Source organism: Vibrio sp. THAF64 (genome assembly GCF_009363455.1).
GTDB classification, from domain to species: Bacteria; Pseudomonadota; Gammaproteobacteria; order Enterobacterales; family Vibrionaceae; genus Vibrio; species Vibrio coralliilyticus.
On the sequence record NZ_CP045355.1, the window covers coordinates 414494 to 435911 of the forward strand.

Below are 21418 nucleotides of genomic sequence, written 5' to 3' on the forward strand. Positions count from 1 at the left end.
GCTCATTATTTTAATAGGACTAGTTAAACATAGTTATGTGATGTTTGTGAATAATTATTTTAAAAATATGGCGGGATATAAATAATATCCCGCTTTTTATGACTATAAATTCTCTTCGGCAAACTCGGCCAGACGACTGCGCACGACGCCATTTAGGTGGACATTAGCGCTGCCTTCGAAGTTCTTGAAGCGTTCAACCATGTAGGTCAATCCTGATGTAACAGGGGTGAGGTAGTGTGAGTCAATCTGCGCCAGGTTACCCGAGCAGACTATCTTGGTACCTTCACCACAGCGTGTGATAATGGTTTTGATTTGCGAAGCGGTCAGGTTCTGACACTCATCCAGCAACACAAATGCGTTTTGGATTGAGCGGCCACGCATAAAGTTGATCGACTTAAACTGTATATTGGCTTTATCGCAGATGTACTTCAGTGAGCCTTCCGTACAGTGGTCGTGCTTATGCAGCGCTTCCAGTGTGTCCGTTACCGCCGCTAACCAAGGCAGCATTTTTTCCTCCTCACTGCCGGGCAAGAAGCCAATCGATTCGCCGATATCTGGCGTATTACGTGTGACGATGATCTTGTCAAACATACCGTGTTCAATGGTTTGCTCCAAAGCGGACGCCATAGCAAGTAGCGTTTTACCACTGCCCGCAGCCCCGGTGAGAATCACCAAATCAATATCAGGATCGAGTAAGGCATCTAACGCCATGCCTTGATAAATGTTCTTCGGCGTGATGTCCCACGCTCGGCGATGCATCATACGCTCGCGGCTGAGATCTTTGAGTGTCACTTTTTCCGGGGTTATTTCTTCCACTCGCCCTGCAAAGTCACTTTCTTCATCAATAACATACTGATTGATGTACGTCGGCTCAAAAGGTTCTCGGTCTAGAGTGTGGAACGTGTGACCGCCAAGGTTCTTACTTTCGACTTCTTCGATATTACTCCAGAAGTCGCCTTCGATTTGTTGGAAGCCTTTAGTTAGGTACTGAACGTCATCAATCAATTGGTCAGTTCGGTAATCTTCAACAAAGCGAACGCCAGCGCCTTTGGCACGCAAGCGCATATTAATATCTTTGGTGATCAGAACCACTTCACGTGGTGCACGTTTGTTTTGCAGATAAAGCACCGCATTAAGAATGCGATTATCACCTGCTTTGTCTGCAAAAGCCTTAACGGTTTCTTGCAGCTCAAAATCGGCGAGAATAGAGATATGTCCGGTGTTTTCTTTATCGCGGTTAATCGGAATGCCTTCAGAGATTTCATCTGGTGTGGCGTCTTTGAACATGGCTTCCATTGCGCGGATGGCCACTCGGGCATCGCGGGCAACGTCGCGTTTGCTGTCTTTGATTCGGTCGAGTTCTTCGAGGACGGTCATAGGAATGACCACGTCGTGTTCTTGAAAGGAATAGATGGCTAAAGGTTCATGAAGAAGGATGTTGGTGTCTAGGACAAAAAGTTTCCGATCCGTGTCACCCATAAGCGTCTCCTTGCCGTGATGCGGCTTGTTTGCCATTCACAATCGCTTGTGATGATGGCCTACCTGCGGTTGCTTGCAGCATGTCGCTAAGTCGCTCAGAGATCGCTGTCGGTTAGCTGATATGCTACAAACCCGTGTTGATCGTCATCCGAAATAATGCATCTCTCGTGCCAGTCGAAAAATTGACACCGTCGCCTGCATTCTCATTTGTGAGTATAAGTCAGATTTCCAACTCTCTTTTTTAGATTTGCCACTCTTTTCTTACACTTTGATGTCATGCAAAAGATAGAGAAAAATTTGTTGTTTTTTGAGGTGTTTGTGCGTGACCAATATCACAGCTTCGAGTAATATGAGCGACCTTTTTGGCGTGACTGCTGACCATTCACTTCCCCGTCAGTTGCCTTTCAAGTCACGCAAGAACAACTAAGATAAATAGACCCATTTTTGAATTAAACAGATGAGGTAGTCGATTCATGACATTTGCTTTGGGCCAGCGCTGGATTAGCGATACAGAAAGCGATTTAGGTTTAGGGACTGTAGTAGCACTGGATGCTCGCACTGTGACACTTATGTTTGCAGCTTCAGAAGAGAACCGAGTGTACGCTCGTAATGATGCGCCTGTTACCCGAGTAACCTTTAACGCTGGTGATGTCGTTGACAGTCAGCAAGGTTGGTCACTTAAGATTGAGCAAGTGGTCGAGGACCAAGGTCTATTTGCCTACATCGGTACCCGCGAAGACAGCGGAGAGCAAGAGGTGATGCTGCGCGAAATTATGCTCAGTAACCAAATCCGTTTTAACAAGCCGCAAGATAAATTGTTCGCCGGTCAGATTGATCGCATGGACAACTTTGTGCTCCGTTATCGTGCATTGATGAACCAATATGAACAGCATAAGAGCCCGATGCGCGGCCTTTGTGGTATGCGTGCTGGTTTGATTCCTCACCAGCTATACATTGCTCATGAAGTCGGTCGTCGTCATGCGCCTCGCGTTTTGTTAGCCGATGAAGTAGGTCTAGGCAAAACCATTGAAGCTGGGATGATCATCCACCAGCAGGTGTTAGCTGGCCGAGCGGAGCGTATCTTGATTGTGGTACCGGAAACGTTGCAGCATCAATGGTTAGTGGAGATGATGCGCCGCTTCAATCTGCATTTTTCGATTTTTGATGAAGAGCGCTGTATTGAGGCGTTTGCTGATTCAGATAACCCGTTTGATACCCAGCAATATGTACTGTGTTCACTGGATTTCTTACGTAAGAGTCGTAAGCGTTTCGAGCAAGCACTTGAAGGTGAGTGGGATCTGTTGGTTGTCGATGAAGCGCACCATCTAGAATGGAGCCCAGAGCAGCCAAGCCGTGAATATCAGGTGATTGAGGGGCTGGCAGAGCGCACTCCAGGGGTACTTCTTCTGACCGCAACCCCAGAGCAACTAGGACGTGAGAGTCACTTTGCCCGTCTGCGTTTGTTGGATTCAGACCGCTTCTATGACTACCAAGCGTTTGTTGAAGAAGAAGAGCAATACGCGCCAGTAGCGGACTCGGTGAGTGCGCTGTTCTCTGGTCAACAGCTTGAGAATAACGCTAAAAATCAGATTACTGAGTTGTTGTCCGAGCAGGATGTTGAGCCTCTGTTCCGCATTATTGAAAGCGATAGCGAAGAAGATGCCAAAGCCGCAGCTCGTCAGGAACTGATCGACAACCTGATGGACCGTCATGGTACAGGACGCGTGCTGTTCCGTAACACTCGTGCAGCGATCAAAGGCTTCCCGGTTCGCAACGTGAACCTATTGCCAATGCCGATCCCTCAGCAGTACACGACGTCTATGCGTGTATCGGGCATGATTGGTGGCAAAATCAGCCCTGAAGCACGTGCGCTGAAAAATCTATATCCAGAAGAAATCTTCCAAGAGTTTGAAGGGGATGATGCTAGCTGGTGGCAGTTTGATTCACGTGTCAATTGGCTGATTGAGAAGATTAAACAAAAGCGCAGTGACAAGATCCTGGTTATTGCTTCTCGTGCTAGCACAGCGCTACAGCTAGAGCAGGCGCTGCGTGAGCGTGAAGGTATCCGTGCCACCGTGTTCCACGAAGGTATGTCGATACTGGAGCGTGATAAAGCGGCCGCTTACTTTGCGCAGGAAGAGGGTGGCGCTCAGGTCCTTATCTGTAGTGAAATAGGTTCAGAAGGTCGTAACTTCCAGTTTGCAAACCAACTGGTGATGTTCGATTTGCCGTTCAACCCTGACTTACTTGAGCAGCGTATTGGTCGTCTGGACCGTATTGGTCAGAGTCGTGATATTGATATTCACGTTCCTTATCTGGAGCAAACTTCACAGGCGATTCTGGCGCGTTGGTTCGATGAAGGTCTAAATGCTTTTGCTGAAACTTGCCCGACAGGTCGCGCGGTGTATGACAAGTTCTCTGATCGTTTGATTGAAATGCTGGCTTCAGGTGACGTGACCGAACTCGATGATGTTATCAGCGAGTCTGCTGCGATGAACAAAGAGCTTAAGTCTCAACTTGAGCAAGGGCGTGACCGTTTACTGGAAATGCATTCCAATGGTGGCGAAAAAGCGCAGCAGATAGTCGATAAGATTGCGGCAACCGATGGTGATACCAATCTGGTGACCTTTGCGTTGAGTCTGTTTGATACCATTGGCCTTAATCAGGACGACAAAGGGGAAAATGCCTTGGTAGTGACGCCATCTGAACACATGATGGTGCCAAGTTATCCTGGTCTGCCTTATGAAGGCGCGACGATTACTTTTGATCGTGAAACGGCGTTGTCTCGCGAAGACATGAACTTCATTAGTTGGGAGCACCCGATGATTCAGGGTGGTATTGACTTACTGATGAGTGAAGGCGTCGGTGCAACCGCGGTTTCTTTACTGAAGAACAAAGCATTGCCAGTAGGTACCATGCTGCTTGAGCTAGTGTATAAAGTCGATGCTCAGGCGCCAAAACGCAGTGGCATCAGCCGTTTCCTGCCGACAACACCAATCCGTCTGATGCTGGATAGCAAAGGCAGTGACTTATCTCAGCAGGTTGAGTTTGAAAGTTTTAACCGCCAGCTTAGCCCGGTAGGCCGTCATATGGCGACCAAACTGGTGTCGTCAGTTCAGGCTCAGGTCCATCAAATGATCACCGCAGGTGAAGCGCTGATTGTCGAAAAAGTCGAAGCTGTACGTGCTGAAGCACAACAAGAAATGCAGGCGAGCTTGAATGCGGAGCTGGAACGACTGCAAGCATTGAAAGCGGTTAACCCAAACATCCGTGATGAAGAGCTTGCAGCGATTGAAGCGCAGATTAAAGAGCTGAATGGCTACATTGCTCAAGCTCAGTACCAGTTGGACTCGCTGCGTATGATTGTTGTGTCCCACAACTGATTTTACGCAACTTGCAGTAAAAGGCCTTCATTTGAAGGCCTTTTTTGTTGGTCGCTATTTGACTACATCAGCCACTTCCACCACACAAATACCGCCAAGAAACCAAACAGGTAGACAAGGCCAGTGATAGAAAGCCATTTCAGTTTATTACTGAGCGCCAAAGGTTCTGGCAACTTAGATTTTGAAACCAGAATATAGTTAAGCAGTGCAAAAAACGGTGTGGTCATAAAGGCCAAAATCATCGCAAAATCAAGCATCGGCAGTAGTGCCGCTGCCCAGAATACGATGATCGACAGTGCTGCTGCGGAGATAAGTAACATCCAACCCTGAGTCACTTTAGGCTTCATTTCTTTTTGCTTACGCAGTAGGCGTTGAGATTCTGAAATCACTCGAGCGTAGCCATCAATCACCGTAATCGTACTGCCAAAAATACAGAAGAACGCAACGGCTGCAATTAGGTAACGTGACCATTCGCCAATAGTTGACGCGTAGAGCCCAACCAGCTGATGCGAAAAGCCCACACCCGATTGAGATAATTCAATATTGCTGCCGTGTAAGACCAAAGTGCCTAATGCAAGGAAGACAATCGCCAGAATCGCCGTACCGATGTAGCCCACATTGAAATCAAACAAAGCAGAACGAGCCGTTACCTTCTGGTGGCGTTGCTGACTTTTAAGCCACATTGATGTCAGGCTGGAAATTTCAATCGGTGCTGGCATCCAACCCATGGTTACAACAATAAAGCCGATAGCGGCAATGGACCAAGGTGAGGGCGCTTCAAAAGCAGGAACCGCTTCGACAGGGTTACCTGCGGCAATAGCGACCGCAGTCAGGGTTGCAATGGTCAGTACCGCCATAATGATTTTGGATAAGGAGTCGAGGGCTTTGTAGTGACCTGCAAATAGAATTGTTAAACAGGTGGCTAAGATGATTAAGCACAAGCTTGTGGTCGAGAGGTCGAAGGGAATGAAGTAACCCAGCAAGCTAGCACTGAAGAGCAGTAAGGCGGCTGTATTGACGATACCGGAAATAACGCTGAGTGCGACAAACAGCCATAGGTAAGGTCGGCCAAGCTTTGCATAACCTTCGACCAGACTTTCTCCGGTTCCCATTGTGTATTGGATACTGGCGCGGAAAAATGGATATTTAAAAAAGTTAACTAACAAAATGAGTGCGGCTAGCTGCCATCCGTAAATCGCCCCGGCTTTTGTTGAAGCCACCAGATGGGAGCCCCCTACCGCGGCAGCGGCCATCATGATCCCTGGGCCTAGCGAACGGACGAGTTGTGACAGAGAGTATTTGGGTTGGCTCTCTGAAGCGGAGATCGTTTCCATTTGTGTTCCTTGATGTTTTTGTTGTTAGTGATTGTGTCTTGTCAATGGCGGGTATGAATATCATATGCAACCAAGGCGTTAAATATTATTTACATGAAAAAAGCTAAAACATACTAGGATGTGGAAACGCTGTCACAGGCATGACTCTGATATACTGGCTGAGTTATAAATCTGATTGAGATGTTTTATGGCTATGCAGCAATACCATCCTCCCACCGAGCCATGGATTGAGCGAGTATTTGAAGATGAAGGCATCCTTGTGGTGAATAAGCCGTCGGGTCTTTTGTCTGTGCCAGGCAGGGCTGAAGAGCATTACGACAGCATGTGGAGCCGCTTGAAAGACATCTATCCTGACATCCAACCGGTTCATCGTCTTGATATGTCAACTTCAGGTTTGATGCTGTTTGCCAAGAACAAGCCCACAGAATCGGCGTTAAAAAAACAGTTTCAGTTTCGCCTCACGCATAAGGTCTACTATGCTCGTGTATGGGGACGCGTTGAACAACAAGAGGGAGAAGTGGATCTTCCACTGATTTGTGATTGGCCAAATCGGCCGAAGCAGAAAGTCTGTTTTGAACAGGGTAAGCCATCAAAAACCTTATTTGAGGTGGCGAAGCGGGAAGAGCAGACCACCATCGTCAGGCTACTGCCTATAACTGGGCGTTCACATCAGCTACGTGTGCATATGCAGGCTTTAGGACATCCGATTGTCGGAGATGAGTTCTATTCACAGGGAGAAGCCTTTGAATTCTCAAGCCGTCTTGAACTGCATGCGGCTGAATTGAGTTTTTACCATCCTCAAGATGAACGTCTACGCAGTATTTTTGTTCCTTGTGATTTCTATCCTGAAGCGGAGGCGTTGATCTTTAACTATTTCGATCCTGTGCGAGAATTGCCGGACTATAAAACGCTGCCGCGTCCATGATTTCATTATAGGCAGCGAAAGGAGAAACCATGTCGCTGCCTAATGTTGTGTTCTTGGATCGTGCGACGATCCCAACTCATATCGAATTACCTCACCTTCCTTTTGATCACCAATGGATTGAATATGATTTCACCAGCCCTGAGCTGGTGGTAGAACGGCTGAAAAACGCTCATATCGTCATCACGAATAAAGTCGTATTAGATGCGGCAGTGTTGCGCCAACTACCGGATCTCAAGCTGATCGCTGTCTCGGCTACTGGCTTCAACAACATCGACATTGATTACTGCCGTGAGCAAAACATAGCTGTCACAAACGTGCAGGGCTACGCCACTCAATCGGTGCCTGAGCATGTGATTGGGATGATATTTGCTCTTAAGCGCAATTTGATGGGCTACCACAATGATATTGCCAAAGGGGAATGGCAACGCAATAAACAGTTTTGTTTCTTTACTCACCCAATTGGTGACGTAGCAGGCTCGACGCTGGGCGTTGTCGGCTCTGGAGCTTTGGGTCAGGCTACTGCCGCGCTGGCGAAGGCGATTGGTATGCAAGTCATTTATGCAGAACATAAAGGTGCGCATCATTGCCGAAAAGGTTACCTGCCATTTGAGCAGGTGTTGATGATGGCTGATGTCTTGACGCTACATTGTCCGTTGAATGAACAGACTCATAACTTGATTGGGCGTCATGAACTGGCTCAAATGAAGCCTGGCAGTGTGCTGATCAATACTGGTCGAGGTGGGTTGGTTGATGAAGCGGCTCTGGTTGAGGCCTTAAAACGAGGCACGATTGCTGGTGCTGGTGTCGATGTATTTAGCCAAGAGCCAGCGGACGACAGCAACCCGTTGCTCGCTAATATGAATCTGCCTAATTTGCTCCTGACTCCACATGTTGCGTGGGGCAGTGACTCATCGATTCAGAAATTAGCGAACATCCTGATGGATAACATCACTGCCTTTCATCAAGGGCAGGAACAAAACCGTGTCGTTTAGTGGCCTTTAGATTGTTGTTGGTGCCACTTGATAAGCCCTTGGTTAAAGATCTCTAATAGCTCTTTTCCTCTAGGGCTTTGTTTGGAGAACATCACGAAACCGTCGTTATTAAGAAAGGGTTTCGGGTGATAGGTAATGTTATTTCGAATCTCTTCTGGTTGCTGGCTCAGATGATACATGCCGATTTGACGTTCTTCTGGATAGATTTGGATACGTTTATGATTAAGGCGCAGCAGATTCTGGCTAGGGTTGTTGACTCGGCTTATGCTGACCTCTTTTGCATCGATTAAGGCATCCAAAGCTTCCCCATAGCTGTAACCTAACCCTCCACCCATCTTGTATCCCTTGAGATCGTCTATCTTAGACCAATCAAACGCTAAGTCTTTGTGATGAAAGAAGACAAATTGCTCTTGCGAGACTGGTTCACTGTAATAGAAATGCTCCGTCCGATCTTCATCAAACATCCATACCGCAGTGGCATCATACTCTCCACTTTGAGCTTTCTCATAAGCTCTAGCCCAAGGATAAAAAGCGAAAGTCACCTCATAGCCTTGCAACGCAAAAACCTGTTCAATGGTTTGTGCGACGACACCATAGCCCTCAAGGTTCTGACCAATAAACGGTGGCCAATCTCCGGCTGTGATCTTGACGGTTTGATGTGTGCTTTCGGCGTAGGCTGACAAGACAAACAAGCATTGAAGCAGGGGAATAACTAACAAGGATTTCTTCAACATCTTGGCTCCTTATTTGGTGGCCTCTAAGTAATTCTAGAAGAGACAGGCTCAATTGGATCATTACTGCTCAAAAGCGAAGTGAAACAAGGTCAGATTCAATCAATAAGCAATTGATATTTCATGGGCAAATGTTTTTGATGTCCACTATATGTAAAATTATTGTGTTAATACTCCATATTATTTGTGATGTACATCAACTGGTTGCATTTTCTTGTTATTAAGACATAGACGCTGGAAATGAAATGTAAGAAATTATTTGTCTTGTGTTTTAGTCAACTACGTCAGGAAATGTAATAAATGGAACAAAAACATATAACAAATCCCGTTGAGTTTAAGGGAAAGGGAGGCGAATTCTTTGGTATTTGGATAGTCAATGTTCTGCTGACCATCATCACTTTTGGTATCTATTCAGCATGGGCGAAGGTCAGAACCAAACGTTATTTCTACGGTAATACCTATGTCGATAATGATAATTTTGAGTACCATGCTGAGCCGATGCAAATCCTCAAAGGACGTTTAGTTGCTGTTGCAGTACTAGTGATTTGGGCCGTGGCGAACGCCTTTTTCCCAGCAGCGAGCGCGGCTCTATTACTGGTTTTTTACATTGCTTTACCTTGGTTGTTATGGAGCAATGCCCGCTTTGATGCCGCAAAGACGAGTTACCGCAATGTTCATTTCTCTTTTGACTCTTCATTGAAAGATGCCTATGTAGCGCTTATGGGGCGCGGTTTAGGTGCTTTGCTAGCGATGGCTATCTATATTGGTGTGGTCGTGGCGGTATCCAGTGTTTCTGCAGTCGCTGCAACGGTATTAGGTATTGCGTCTTTGGTGTTCATGGCTGTGTTGTATGCATGGGTTGTGGCTGGCGCGCATAAGTATTTTTCTAATGGCTATCGATACGGAGATTGGAAGTTCAGTGCGGAACTTGAAACGGGCTTCTTTTTCAAAACTTATCTAAAAGCGATAGGCTTAGGTATTGTCGCGTCGATTGTTCTTTTGATTGCAATGTCTTTGACGGTATTTAGCGGTTTCGATTTTACCGCGCTTCAGAATGGGGACTTCAGCTCGTTGATGGGCGTATCTCAGGTTACGGTGTTTATTGTGGCTTACCTAGCCATCATTACACTGACTATCGGCCTGACAGCCTACACCACAACGCGATTGCGTAATTACATCTTTGATCAACTGCGGGCGAAGTTGGATCAAGAGTCAGACAGTCAATACACCTTTAAGTCGTCACTGACTGCGAGAGGGTACACTTGGTTGGTGATCTCTAACTTCTTACTACAGGTGGTGACGCTAAGTATTGCCAGACCTTGGGTTATGGTCAGAACATCCCGTTATGTTGCTGATAACACCGTGGTGTTTGGCGATATGAGTGCGCTGAAGGCGACAGACCAAGATTCAAATGTCAAATCTGCAGTATCGGATGAAGTGGCACAGGCCTTTGATCTAGGTATCGGAATCAGCTAATGCTATTTGACGGGGTGGCGTTTCCGCCACGCAGCTCGGAGCGTCATCCTGCCAAGTTGGATGTCACTCAAGCCAATGCATTAAGTTTGCGTGTTGACGGGAAAATCATCAGTTGTGATCAGCAATACGCCGATATTAGTGTCCCTGTTGGTAATCTACCCGTGCGTTTTAAGTTCCCCGATGGCTGGGTATTTGTGGTTGAAAGAACGGCAGAAGTCAGCCACTGGCTGGAACGAAATCGCAAAAGCAGTACCATTGATAAGATGGAAACCAACTGGTTAGCGTGGTTGTTGTCAGCGGTAGTGTGTATTGGAGTGGTATTAGGTAGCTACTTTTATGTCTTGCCATGGACCAGTGAGAAGGTCGCTAATGCTATCCCTGATTACGTTGCTGTGGCGCTGGGCGATAAAGTGCTCGAAAGCTTTGATAACAGCTGGCAAGAGAGCGAGTTGAGTTCGCAAGAGCAGCAAGCGATCCGCCAACGTGTGGCTCAGCATGTCACACAGTTGGAAGCGTTACCTTATCCCATTGAGGTGGAGTTTCGCTCCTCAGAGCTTGGCGCCAATGCATTTGCATTGCCTGGTGGGAAAATCGTATTACTCGACGATTTGGTTACTCTGGCTGAGAATGAACAACAGCTCGATAGCATTATCCTTCACGAGCTAGGTCATGTTCATCATCGCCATATGATCAAAAGGTTAGTCCATTCGAGTTTACTTTCAGTTGGAGTTGCAGTGTTAACCGGTGAAAGCTCGGGAGTGGTGGATAACTTGGCCGGGCTAGGGGTTTTCTTCCTTTCCAATGGTCACTCTCGTGACGCTGAACTGGAAGCTGACGCTTATGCTCGACAAGCGATGGTGGATATATACGGCAGTAGTGAACCGATGGCAGAGATGTTTGAGTTGTTCAGACAACAAGAAAGGTTGGAAATGCCAGAATGGATGAGTAGTCACCCTGGTTTTGAGCTGCGCATCCAGGCCGCACGCGAATAACGAATCACAGAGATAAAAAAGGCAGCGAATTCGCTGCCTTTTCTTTATCTATGGTACTGGTTTACAGTGCCGCGATGGTTGTCTTCTGCTCTTCAAGCTTGATTAAGGTTTCTTGGTAACCTTCTAGCTTTTCACGCTCTTTCGCAACAACCGCTTCAGGCGCTTTAGCAACGAAACCTTCATTACCTAGCTTACCTTCGATACGTTTGATTTCGCCGTGCGTTTTCTTGATTTCGCCATCAAGACGAGCAAGCTCAGCATCTTTGTCGATCAGACCTGCCATTGGGATCATCAGCTCAGACTTCTCAACCAGTTTAGTTGCACAAGCTGGCGTCTCTTCACCTTCAGCCAGTACTTTGATTTCATCTAGTTTAGCCAGTGAGCTGAGTACTGTCTTGTTTGCTTCGATACGAGCCGCATCTTTCTCATCAGCGACCTTAACCATTACCGACAGACCTTTGCTAGGTGCGATGTCGTATTCTGCACGTAGGTTACGGATTGCGGTGATGAAGGTCTTAACCCATTCGATGTCTTCTACGATTTCAGCGTTGAAGTTCTCTTGGTTAAACTGAGGTAGTGCTTGAGTCATGATGGTGTCGCCTTCAACACCGTCTACTAGCGGCTTAACGCTCTGCCAGATAGATTCAGTGATGTAAGGTAGCACTGGGTGAGCAAGACGTAGTGTCTTCTCTAACACAGTGATCAGCATGTAGCGAGTCGCTTGTTGCTGAGCTTCTGTACCTTTCCAAAGAACTGGTTTAGTTAGCTCTAGGTACCAGTCACAGAATTGGTTCCAGATGAATTCGTAAAGCGTGTTTGCTGCCATGTCTAGACGGAAGTTGTCTAGGTGAGCGTTAAACTCTTTTGCAGCCAGCTCAAACTGAGATTCAATCCATTTGTCCGCTAGAGAGAACTCTAGGCTCGCGCGCTCTTCAGCAGACAGTGACATGCCACAATCGTGCTCTTCTGTATTCATTAGTACGTAACGGCTTGCGTTCCATAGTTTGTTACAGAAGTTACGGTAACCTTCAAGACGCTTCATATCCCAGTTGATGTCACGGCCAGTAGAAGCCATAGCAGCAAGAGTGAAACGCAGTGCGTCAGTACCGTATGGTTCGATACCGTTTTCGAAAGTCTTACGTGTGTTCTTCTCGATCTTCTTCGCTAGCTGAGGCTGCATCATGTTGCCACAACGCTTCTCTACTAGAGACTCAAGGTCGATACCATCGATCATGTCGATAGGGTCAAGAACGTTACCTTTAGACTTAGACATCTTGTCGCCGTTTTCGTCACGGATTAGACCCGTTACGTAAACTGTCTTGAACGGTACTTGTGACTTACCGTTTTCATCTTTGTTGAAGTGCATGGTCATCATGATCATACGCGCAACCCAGAAGAAGATGATGTCGAAGCCCGTTACTAGCACATCTGAAGGGTGGAAGGTCTTCAGGTCTTCAGTTTGCTCTGGCCAGCCTTGAGTACCGAACGTCCATAGCGCAGAAGAGAACCATGTATCAAGTACGTCGTCGTCTTGGCGAAGAACTACAACAGGTGCAAGGTTGTTGTTTGTACGTACTTCTTCTTCAGTACGACCTACATAGACGTTGCCGTCGTTGTCGTACCAAGCTGGGATACGGTGACCCCACCAAAGCTGACGAGAGATACACCAGTCTTGAATGTCACGCATCCAAGAGAAGTACATGTTTTCGTACTGCTTAGGCACGAACTGGATTTCACCATCTTCAACCGCTTTAACAGCAGGCTCAGCAAGAGGTGCAGCACGTACGTACCACTGGTCAGTTAGCATTGGTTCGATAACCACGCCACCACGGTCGCCGTAAGGAACGGTTAGGTCGTGATCTTTGATTTCGTCTAGAAGGCCTAGCTCTTCAAATTCTGCAACGATAGCTTTACGCGCAGCAAAGCGCTCCATGCCGTGGTATTTCGCTGGTAGCTCAGTTGAGTACACATCACTTGCTTCACCGTTAGTGGTGAATACTTCCGCAGCATCACGAATGTCAGCGTTGAAAGTTAGGATGTTGATCATTGGTAGCTGGTGACGTTTACCGACTTCATAGTCATTGAAGTCGTGTGCAGGAGTGATCTTCACACAACCAGTACCTTTCTCCATATCAGCGTGCTCGTCACCCACAATAGGGATGCGACGATCAACTACAGGAAGAAGAATTTCTTTGCCGATCAGATCTTTGTAACGTGGATCTTCTGGGTTTACAGCAACACCCGTATCACCAAGCATGGTTTCCGGACGAGTTGTCGCAACAACAATGTAGTCTTTACCTTCAGCTGTTTTAACGCCATCCGCTAGCGGGTAGCGGAAGTGCCACATGTGGCCTTTTTTGTCTTTGTTTTCAACTTCAAGATCAGAAATTGCAGTGTGCAGTTTAGGATCCCAGTTTACTAGACGCTTACCACGGTAGATCAGGTCTTCTTCATACAGGCGAACGAATACTTCTTGAACCGCGTTAGATAGGCCATCGTCCATCGTGAAGCGCTCACGGTCCCAGTCTACTGATGCACCAAGGCGACGAAGCTGCTTAGTGATTGTGCCACCAGATTCGTTTTTCCATTCCCAGATCTTGTCGATGAAGGCATCACGACCGTAGTCATGTTTGGTTTTGCCTTCTTCTGCTGCGATTTTACGCTCAACAACCATCTGAGTAGCGATACCAGCGTGGTCAGTACCTACCTGCCAAAGGGTGTTTTTGCCCTTCATACGTTCAGCACGGATCAGAGTATCCATGATTGTATCTTGGAACGCGTGGCCCATGTGTAGGCTACCAGTGACGTTCGGTGGCGGGATCATGATGCTGTATGATTCTTTCGTCGTGTCACCGTGTGGCTTAAAGTAGCCTTTCTCTTCCCAAGCTTGGTATAACGCTTGTTCAATTGAAGTTGGGTTGTATGTCTTTTCCATAGCTATAGATATTCTGCAGATAGGTCTGGTTTAATTCTAAGTCAATCTTTATAAGTGAACTCTCTAGAAGGAGAGCTTAGCTATAAGGATTGACCATTAGTTGTGTGCGATGTCGATCGTTTGTAGCTGATAACCCGCTTGGCGATAGATTTTATATCGTTCTCGCGCCAGTTGCTTGGCTTTTTCTTCGCAAGGGACGAAGTCTACCACCTCTGCAAACTTGTTCGCAAAGGTTGTCTCATTTTCAGCCAAATTTATTACCAATTGTCGGTTCCATGAGGGCTTAACACCTTGGTATCCGATTTCAATGCCTGTGCCATATTTAGGCCCTTCACCAGTGAGGTTATGAGCCAGATATTGTTCGGCATCGACTTGCCAGAAACATTCCGCTAACTGCTCAGCATGCTGCTTATCATGGCAATGGAGATACACCTTAGCGCCCTGTTTGGCAAAGTGACCAGCAAGAAACAAAACGTATTGTTCAAAGCCTTGTCGGTTGGCTTGCGGTGAATCGGGCTTAATGATGTAAAACGTTGCGTTTGGCATAATCATTCCGAATAAAAAAGGGCCTTTCGGCCCTTTAGAATTTGTTCAGAAATTACTCTTCTGTCTCTTGGCCACTGCGGTTCAGTAAGAACTGGACAAGCATTGAGACTGGGCGGCCTGTTGAGCCTTTTGCTGCGCCTGACTTCCACGCAGTACCTGCGATGTCGACGTGTGCCCAGTTGTATTTCTTAGCAAATTTAGACAGGAAGCAACCTGCTGTAATTGTACCGCCAGGGCGACCACCGATGTTTGCCATGTCAGCAAATGGGCTCTTCAGCTGCTCATGGTATTCGTCTGCCATTGGTAGACGCCATGCACGATCGCTTGCTTGTTCAGAAGCGTTCACTAGCTCGTGAGACAGTGGGTTGTGGTTTGAGATAACACCGCTGATGTGGTGGCCCAGTGCAATTACACAAGCGCCTGTTAGCGTTGCTACGTCTACCACACAATCTGGTTCGAAGCGCTCAACATAAGTCAGTGCATCACAAAGAACCAAACGGCCTTCAGCGTCAGTATTAAGTACTTCAACAGTTTGGCCTGACATCGTTGTCAGAATGTCACCTGGACGGTAAGCATTGCTGCCTGGCATGTTTTCACATCCAGCAAGAACACCAATGACGTTGATTGGTAGGTTAAGTTTCGCCAGAGATTTCATGGTACCGAAAACAGATGCCGCACCACACATGTCGTACTTCATCTCATCCATACCTTCACCTGGTTTAAGTGAGATACCGCCTGAATCAAAAGTCAGACCTTTACCAACCAACACGATTGGTTTCGCTTCTGGATCTGGGTTGCCATTGTATTCCATGATAGACATCATAGATTCATTCTTAGAGCCGCGGCCTACTGCAAGGTATGAAGTCATACCCAGTTTTTCCATCTCTTGCTCACCAATAATCTTGGTTGTGATGGTGTCATAGTCATCAGCCAGACGACGAGCCTGAGAAGCAAGGTAAGCAGGGTTTGCGATGTTTGGCGGCATGTTGCCGAGATCTTTCGATGCTTTTACCCCTGAAGCAATGGCAAGACCATGAGTGATCGCTTTTTCACCTAGGTTAAGTTCACGGCGAGTTGGTACGTTGAATACCAGCTTGCGCAGTGGACGGCGAGTCTCTGGCTTGACGCTCTTGAACTGATCAAAAGTGTACAGGCCATCTTTGGTTGCTTCGACTGCTTGACGAACCTTCCAGTAAGTATCGCGGCCTTTAACGTGTAGCTCAGTCAGGAAACATACCGCTTCCATTGAACCTGTTTCATTCAGAGTGTTAATCGTTTTCTGAATAATTTCTTTGTACTGACGCTCGCCCAATTCGCGTTCTTTGCCACAACCGACAAGTAAAACACGTTCAGACAAAACACCTGGTACTTGATGCAGAAGTAGCATCTGCCCTGGTTTACCTTCCAGATCACCACGGCGAAGTAGTGAACTGATATAGCCGTCGCTGATTTTATCGAGCTGTTCAGCAACTGGAGAAAGGCGACGTGGTTCGAATACACCCACAACGATACATGCACTACGTTGCTTTTCCGGGCTACCACTCTTTACACTGAACTCCATGCGTACTCCTACATCCTGAAGACAAATAGAACTAAATGTTAGATAATGGCGTCTTACTTGTTGATTCCTTAATCGGAACTACTTTTAAATAAGCGCGTTAACAGTTAGCCAAAAAATTTAAAAATAAAAGGTTCAACGGGAAATTATAGTGATTCAATTAAAAAAACAAGTTTTGTATAGGTAATTTCAGCGTGATTATTGTTAGATATTTGATCCGCGAGACACTCAAGAGCCAGTTAGCGATATTTTTTATCCTGTTTTTAGTGTTTTTAAGCCAAAAATTGATCAAAGTTTTAGCGGATGCTTCGGATGGAGATATTCCTGCCAGTCTGGTTATGCACTATGTGAGTTTGAGCATGCCGTCAATGGGGCTTTTGATGCTGCCATTGAGTCTTTTCCTCGGTATTTTGCTGACTTTTGGCCGACTGTATGCAGAAAGTGAAATAACTGTCATGAATGCGACCGGAATAGGAAATAAGTTTCTAATCCGCGCCGCACTCTATCTTGCGGTGATCACTGGCGTGATTGCTGCAGCCAATGCATTCGTATTTTCGCCAATGAGTCAGGAAAAGCTGATTCAGTTACAAGAAGAAGTCGAAGCGGAGAACAGTGTTGACCTATTGCAGAAAGGCCAGTTCCAGGGTACTCCGGACGGTTCCTCTGTGGTCTTTATCGACGATATTGAAGGCAAGCAGCTCAAGCATGTGTTTGTAGCTCAGATGCGCCCACGTGATTCAATTCTACCAAGTGTGTCCTTCTCGCAATCTGGTGAGGTGAAAGAACTGAGTGACGGACGTCAGGTTATTCGCATGTACGATGGTACGCGTTATGAAGGTGTGCCAACGCGCGTTGATTACATGGTGACCGATTTTGACCAGTATGAAGGCCTAATTGGCCAGCGTGACGTGAAGCCGAAAGGGCGTGACTGGGAAGCTATCCCGACGATGCAGTTGGTATCTAACCCAGATCCGCGTGCTCAGGCCGAATTGCAATGGCGTATTTCTCTGGTTGTCTGTATTCCGCTTCTGACTATGTTGGTCGTTCCGTTGTCAGCAGTTAACCCACGTCAGGGACGCTTCGCTAAAATGGGCCCAGCGATTCTCATCTATTTGGCGTACTTCCTTTCGATTAGTGCCACTAAGTCGGCGCTAGAAGATGGTTCTATCCCGTCGTTTATCGGTATGTGGCCGATTAACGCGGCCTTGCTGCTGACCGCAATAGGGATCAATTCGATGGACAGCATTCCAATGCGACGCTTTAAAGACAAACTAAGACAAAGAAAGAAGGCAGCATAAGCCGTGTTTAAAATTCTCGACCTTTATATTGGCAGAACCATTATCGCCACGACGTCGCTCGTATTGGCGACCTTTGTTGGCCTGTCTGCCATCATTAAATACGTTGAACAGCTACGTAAAGTGGGGCAGGGCAGTTATGATTTGCTGCAAGCCTTGTTTTACGTGCTACTGAGTATTCCTCGTGATATCGAAATGTTCTTCCCAATGGCCGCTTTGCTGGGTGCATTGATTGGGTTAGGTATGCTGGCGTCAAGTTCAGAGCTGGTGGTAATGCAGGCCGCTGGCTATTCCAAGTTGGATATCGGCCTGTCGGTTCTGAAAACGGCGGTTCCTCTGATGGTTCTGGTGACTTTACTTGGTCAGTGGGGTGCACCTCAGGCACAGAAAATGGCGCGTGATCTGCGTGCGTTCACCACATCTGGTGGTGCGATCATGTCAGTGCGGACTGGTGTGTGGGCCCGGGATGCCAACGACTTTATCTTCATCGGTAAAGTTGAAGACGACAAGCTATACGGTTTGAGCATGTGGCGCTACAACGACGACAAACAGTTGGAAAGTGTGGTGCATGCGGCCGAAGTAGATTATTTATCTGACAACACTTGGGTGATGAAAGATGTGCAGTTGACTGAAATGGCGGATGAAGTGGAAATCACCAAAACCAGTTTGCCTGAGTATCGTTGGACGACCTCTTTAGCGCCTGACAAGCTCGCTGTCGTGACAGTGAAACCCGAAGAGTTATCACTCAGTGGTCTTTATGATTACGTGACGTATTTGAAAGCTTCAGAGCAGGATGCTTCGCGTTATGAGCTGGCTCTCTGGCGCAAAGTGACTCAGCCGTTTTCTATTGCCGTGATGATGTTGATGGCGCTGTCGTTTATTTTTGGGCCGCTGCGTAGTGTTACCATGGGGGCACGTATTCTATCTGGTGTGGTGGCGGGTTTTACCTTCTATATCTCCAGTGAGTTCTTTGGTCCACTCAGTCTGGTTTACAGTATCCCACCAGTTTTTGGTGCTGTGATGCCAAGTATCGTCTTTCTGACAGTGGCTTTAGCCCTCTTGAGAAGAAAGCTCTAAACACTAAATCTGAAATAAAAACGGCTGCCAATGGCAGCCGTTTTACTGTTTATCACAGCAACTTTTTCAATCGATACAGTTCTTCCAGTGCCTGACGTGGCGTTAAATCGTCAGGGTCGATGCCTGAGAGAGCTTCTTCCACTTCGCTTGGCTCCGGAATAAGACTCAGTTGATTAGCAATGTCGACCGCACTGCTGGTAACGCTGCTACTTTCTCCCTGACTGAGTTGTTCAAGCTGCGTCAGCTTCGCTCGGGCATTTTTAATGACACTCTTTGGCACACCAGCCAGCCCAGCTACAGCAAGACCATACGATTTGCTCGCTGCACCTTCTTGAACGGCGTGCATGAAGGCTATGGTATCGCCGTGTTCCACTGCATCTAAGTGAACGTTCGCTAAATGAGGAATCTGGTTTGGCAGTTCGGTCAGCTCAAAGTAGTGGGTGGCAAACAAGGTCATTGAACCAAGCTCTTTTGCCAACCATTCGGCACTCGCCCAAGCAAGTGAGAGACCATCATAAGTACTGGTGCCTCGACCGATTTCATCCATCAGCACTAGGCTATTGGTGGTCGCATTATGGAGAATGTTGGCTGTTTCCGTCATCTCTACCATGAAGGTAGAACGGCCAGAGGCGAGATCATCGGATGCCCCAATACGGGTAAAGATGCGATCGATGGAGCCAATTTGAGCCGATTCAGCCGGTACGTAAGAACCGATATGGGCCATTAGCGCAATCAAGGCAGTTTGGCGCATGTAGGTCGATTTACCGCCCATGTTCGGGCCGGTGATGATCAGCATCTTACGCTGTGGGTTGAGCTCTATCGGATTGGCAATAAAAGGCTCATCCATTACTTGTTCGACGACAGGGTGGCGTCCTGACTGAATGTGAATACCAGGTTCCTGACTCATCACTGGTCGGCAGTAATCTAAGCTGTCCGCCCGCTCTGCAAGGTTTTGCAGCACATCTATTTGGGAAATAGCTGAAGCCAAATTTTGCAGCTTTTCTAGGTGGGGCATTAAAAGGTCAAACAGCTCTTCCCACAATTGCTTTTCAAGCGCCAGTGCCTTCGATTTGGAATTAAGAACCTTGTCTTCATGCTCCTTCAGCTCAGGAATGATGTAGCGTTCTGCATTTTTCAACGTTTGACGGCGTACATAGTGCGGAGGTACTAGGTGGCTTTGTCCGCGGCTGACTTGGATGAAGAATCCGTGAACATTGTTGTAGCCGACCTTGAGCGTATCGATGCCGTGTCGCTCACGCTCATCCTGTTCCATCTTTTCCAGATACTCAGTCGCACCATCGGCCAACTTTCGCCATTCGTCGAGCTCGGCATTGTACCCTTCAGCAATCACACCACCATCTCGGATCACCACCGGTGGGTTCTCTTTAATGGCACGTTCAAGCAGTTCACAAACGGCCTCTTGTGGCGCCGCATATTGCCCTAGCTTGGTGAGATAAGGATGAGCTAGCGTACCCATTGTCTCTGCCAACTCAGGTAGTTGCTGCATAGCATGGCGTAAGCGCGCCATGTCACGAGGGCGGGCGCTGCGCAAAGCAAGACGCGCCAAGATACGTTCGATGTCGCCAATTTGTTTGAGAATCGGGTGTAAGTCAGCAAACAGAGTCAGTTCTTTCAGCTCACTGATTGCGTCTAGGCGATGGTTGAGCGTATTGATGTCACGCATTGGCTGATGAAGCCAACGTTTCAACATTCGGCTACCCATAGGCGTCGCAGTATGATCAATGACCTCGGCGAGTGTATTGTCAGTCCCGCCCGCTAAGTTCTGAGTGATCTCCAGATTACGACGAGTGGCCGCGTCGAGAATGACGGAGTGATCTTGACGATCATAAGTTAGGGAGCGGATATGAGGCAGAGCGGTACGTTGAGTGTCTTTCACGTACTGAATCAGACAGCCAGCGGCGCATAGCCCGAGGTGTGCTTGTTCCACGCCGAAACCAACCAAATCACGAGTGCCAAACTGCTGGTTTAACTGTTGTTTAGCGGTGTCCAGTTCGAACTCCCACACCGGGCGACGACGATTACCGTTACGCGCAGCCATTAATTCTACGGGTTCGAAGTCTTCTGGAAAGAGCAGTTCACGAGGGGCAGTTCGTTGCAGTTCTGCCGCCATCGCTTCTTCGGTTTCCGGTTCCATCAGTTGGAAGCGGCCAGAGGTCACATCCAGTGTGGCGTAACCAAATTTACCATCGTGGTGATAAATCGCCGCGATGAGGTTATCAATCCGTTCTGAAAGCAGCGCTTCGTCAGTGACTGTACCCGGCGTCACGATACGAACGACTTGGCGTTCCACCGGTCCTTTACTGGTGGCCGGGTCGCCAATCTGCTCACAGATAGCCACTGATTCACCGAGCTGAACGAGCTTAGCCAGATACCCTTCTACCGCATGAAACGGAACACCAGCCATAGGAATGGGTTCACCAGCGGAGGCACCACGTTTGGTCAGCGAGATATCAAGTAACTGAGATGCGCGTTTGGCATCGTCATAAAAAAGCTCATAGAAATCTCCCATTCGATAGAACAGCAATATATCCGGATTCTCAGCCTTCAATTTGAGGTACTGCTGCATCATGGGAGTGTGTTTTTGTTCAGCTTTCACGGTTAAGATCTTTTGTTTATTTCTATTGCGGCTTAGGATACGTGAATCACTGATTGGCGAAAAGTCACAATGAGAGTT

At 47.4% G+C, this 21418-nt stretch carries 14 protein-coding genes; 7 read left to right on the top strand and 7 right to left on the bottom strand.

Annotated features, from left to right (window positions below):
* Positions 1-102: 102 nt before the first annotated feature.
* The gene (locus FIU99_RS01930; RefSeq protein ID WP_006963132.1) at positions 103-1479 is read right to left on the bottom strand and encodes a PhoH family protein; all 1377 of its coding nucleotides are present in this window, start codon (positions 1477-1479) and stop codon (positions 103-105) included.
* A 473-nt stretch (positions 1480-1952) separates the two neighbouring features.
* Between FIU99_RS01930 and rapA the strand changes: the two genes are divergently transcribed.
* Positions 1953-4862 carry an RNA polymerase-associated protein RapA gene (rapA, locus tag FIU99_RS01935; RefSeq protein WP_006963131.1) on the top strand — a complete coding sequence of 970 codons (2910 nt, stop codon included), beginning with the start codon at positions 1953-1955 and terminating at the stop codon, positions 4860-4862.
* Between the two features lie 62 nt (positions 4863-4924).
* Here the strand turns inward: rapA and FIU99_RS01940 are convergent, their stop codons facing one another.
* Complete coding sequence (locus tag FIU99_RS01940; RefSeq protein WP_006963130.1) at positions 4925-6196, bottom strand: NRAMP family divalent metal transporter; 1272 nt, start codon at positions 6194-6196, stop codon at positions 4925-4927.
* 187 nt (positions 6197-6383) lie between these two features.
* On the opposite strand from FIU99_RS01940, the gene FIU99_RS01945 reads away from it, so the two are divergent.
* Positions 6384-7121 carry a pseudouridine synthase gene (locus tag FIU99_RS01945; RefSeq protein WP_006963129.1) on the top strand — a complete coding sequence of 246 codons (738 nt, stop codon included), beginning with the start codon at positions 6384-6386 and terminating at the stop codon, positions 7119-7121.
* A 29-nt stretch (positions 7122-7150) separates the two neighbouring features.
* Complete coding sequence (locus FIU99_RS01950; protein WP_006963128.1) at positions 7151-8113, top strand: D-2-hydroxyacid dehydrogenase; 963 nt, start codon at positions 7151-7153, stop codon at positions 8111-8113.
* Here the strand turns inward: FIU99_RS01950 and FIU99_RS01955 are convergent.
* Entirely contained in the window at positions 8110-8847 is a 738-nt protein-coding gene (locus FIU99_RS01955) for an ABC transporter substrate-binding protein (protein WP_006963127.1), read from the bottom strand. The genes FIU99_RS01950 and FIU99_RS01955 overlap by 4 nt on opposite strands.
* Before the next feature lie 297 nt (positions 8848-9144).
* Between FIU99_RS01955 and FIU99_RS01960 the strand changes: the two genes are divergently transcribed.
* Together FIU99_RS01960 and FIU99_RS01965 are read left to right on the top strand one after the other, a co-directional pair.
* Positions 9145-10320 carry a YjgN family protein gene (locus tag FIU99_RS01960; RefSeq protein ID WP_006963126.1) on the top strand — a complete coding sequence of 392 codons (1176 nt, stop codon included), beginning with the start codon at positions 9145-9147 and terminating at the stop codon, positions 10318-10320.
* The gene (locus FIU99_RS01965) at positions 10320-11312 is read left to right on the top strand and encodes a M48 family metallopeptidase (RefSeq protein WP_006963125.1); all 993 of its coding nucleotides are present in this window, start codon (positions 10320-10322) and stop codon (positions 11310-11312) included. The genes FIU99_RS01960 and FIU99_RS01965 overlap by 1 nt, the downstream gene beginning before the upstream one ends.
* Positions 11313-11373: 61 nt before the next feature.
* Here the strand turns inward: FIU99_RS01965 and FIU99_RS01970 are convergent, their stop codons facing one another.
* The 3 genes from FIU99_RS01970 to pepA form a co-directional block, all read right to left on the bottom strand.
* On the bottom strand, positions 11374-14247 hold the full coding sequence (locus FIU99_RS01970; protein WP_006963124.1) for a valine--tRNA ligase: 2874 nt from the start codon (positions 14245-14247) through the stop codon (positions 11374-11376).
* A 96-nt stretch (positions 14248-14343) separates the two neighbouring features.
* Positions 14344-14793 carry a DNA polymerase III subunit chi gene (locus FIU99_RS01975; protein WP_006963123.1) on the bottom strand — a complete coding sequence of 150 codons (450 nt, stop codon included), beginning with the start codon at positions 14791-14793 and terminating at the stop codon, positions 14344-14346.
* 52 nt (positions 14794-14845) lie between these two features.
* Positions 14846-16354 (bottom strand): leucyl aminopeptidase, encoded by a 1509-nt coding sequence (gene pepA / locus FIU99_RS01980; protein WP_006963122.1) that lies wholly within the window; start codon positions 16352-16354, stop codon positions 14846-14848.
* A gap of 191 nt (positions 16355-16545) precedes the next feature.
* Between pepA and lptF the strand changes: the two genes are divergently transcribed.
* Complete coding sequence (gene lptF / locus FIU99_RS01985; RefSeq protein ID WP_006963121.1) at positions 16546-17649, top strand: LPS export ABC transporter permease LptF; 1104 nt, start codon at positions 16546-16548, stop codon at positions 17647-17649.
* Between the two features lie 3 nt (positions 17650-17652).
* Positions 17653-18723 (top strand): LPS export ABC transporter permease LptG, encoded by a 1071-nt coding sequence (lptG, locus tag FIU99_RS01990; protein ID WP_006963120.1) that lies wholly within the window; start codon positions 17653-17655, stop codon positions 18721-18723.
* Between the two features lie 52 nt (positions 18724-18775).
* Here lptG and mutS read toward each other — a convergent pair whose 3' ends face one another.
* Positions 18776-21340, bottom strand: a complete 2565-nt coding sequence (gene mutS / locus FIU99_RS01995) for a DNA mismatch repair protein MutS (protein WP_006963119.1) — start codon at positions 21338-21340, stop codon at positions 18776-18778.
* Between the last annotated feature and the right edge of the window lie 78 nt (positions 21341-21418).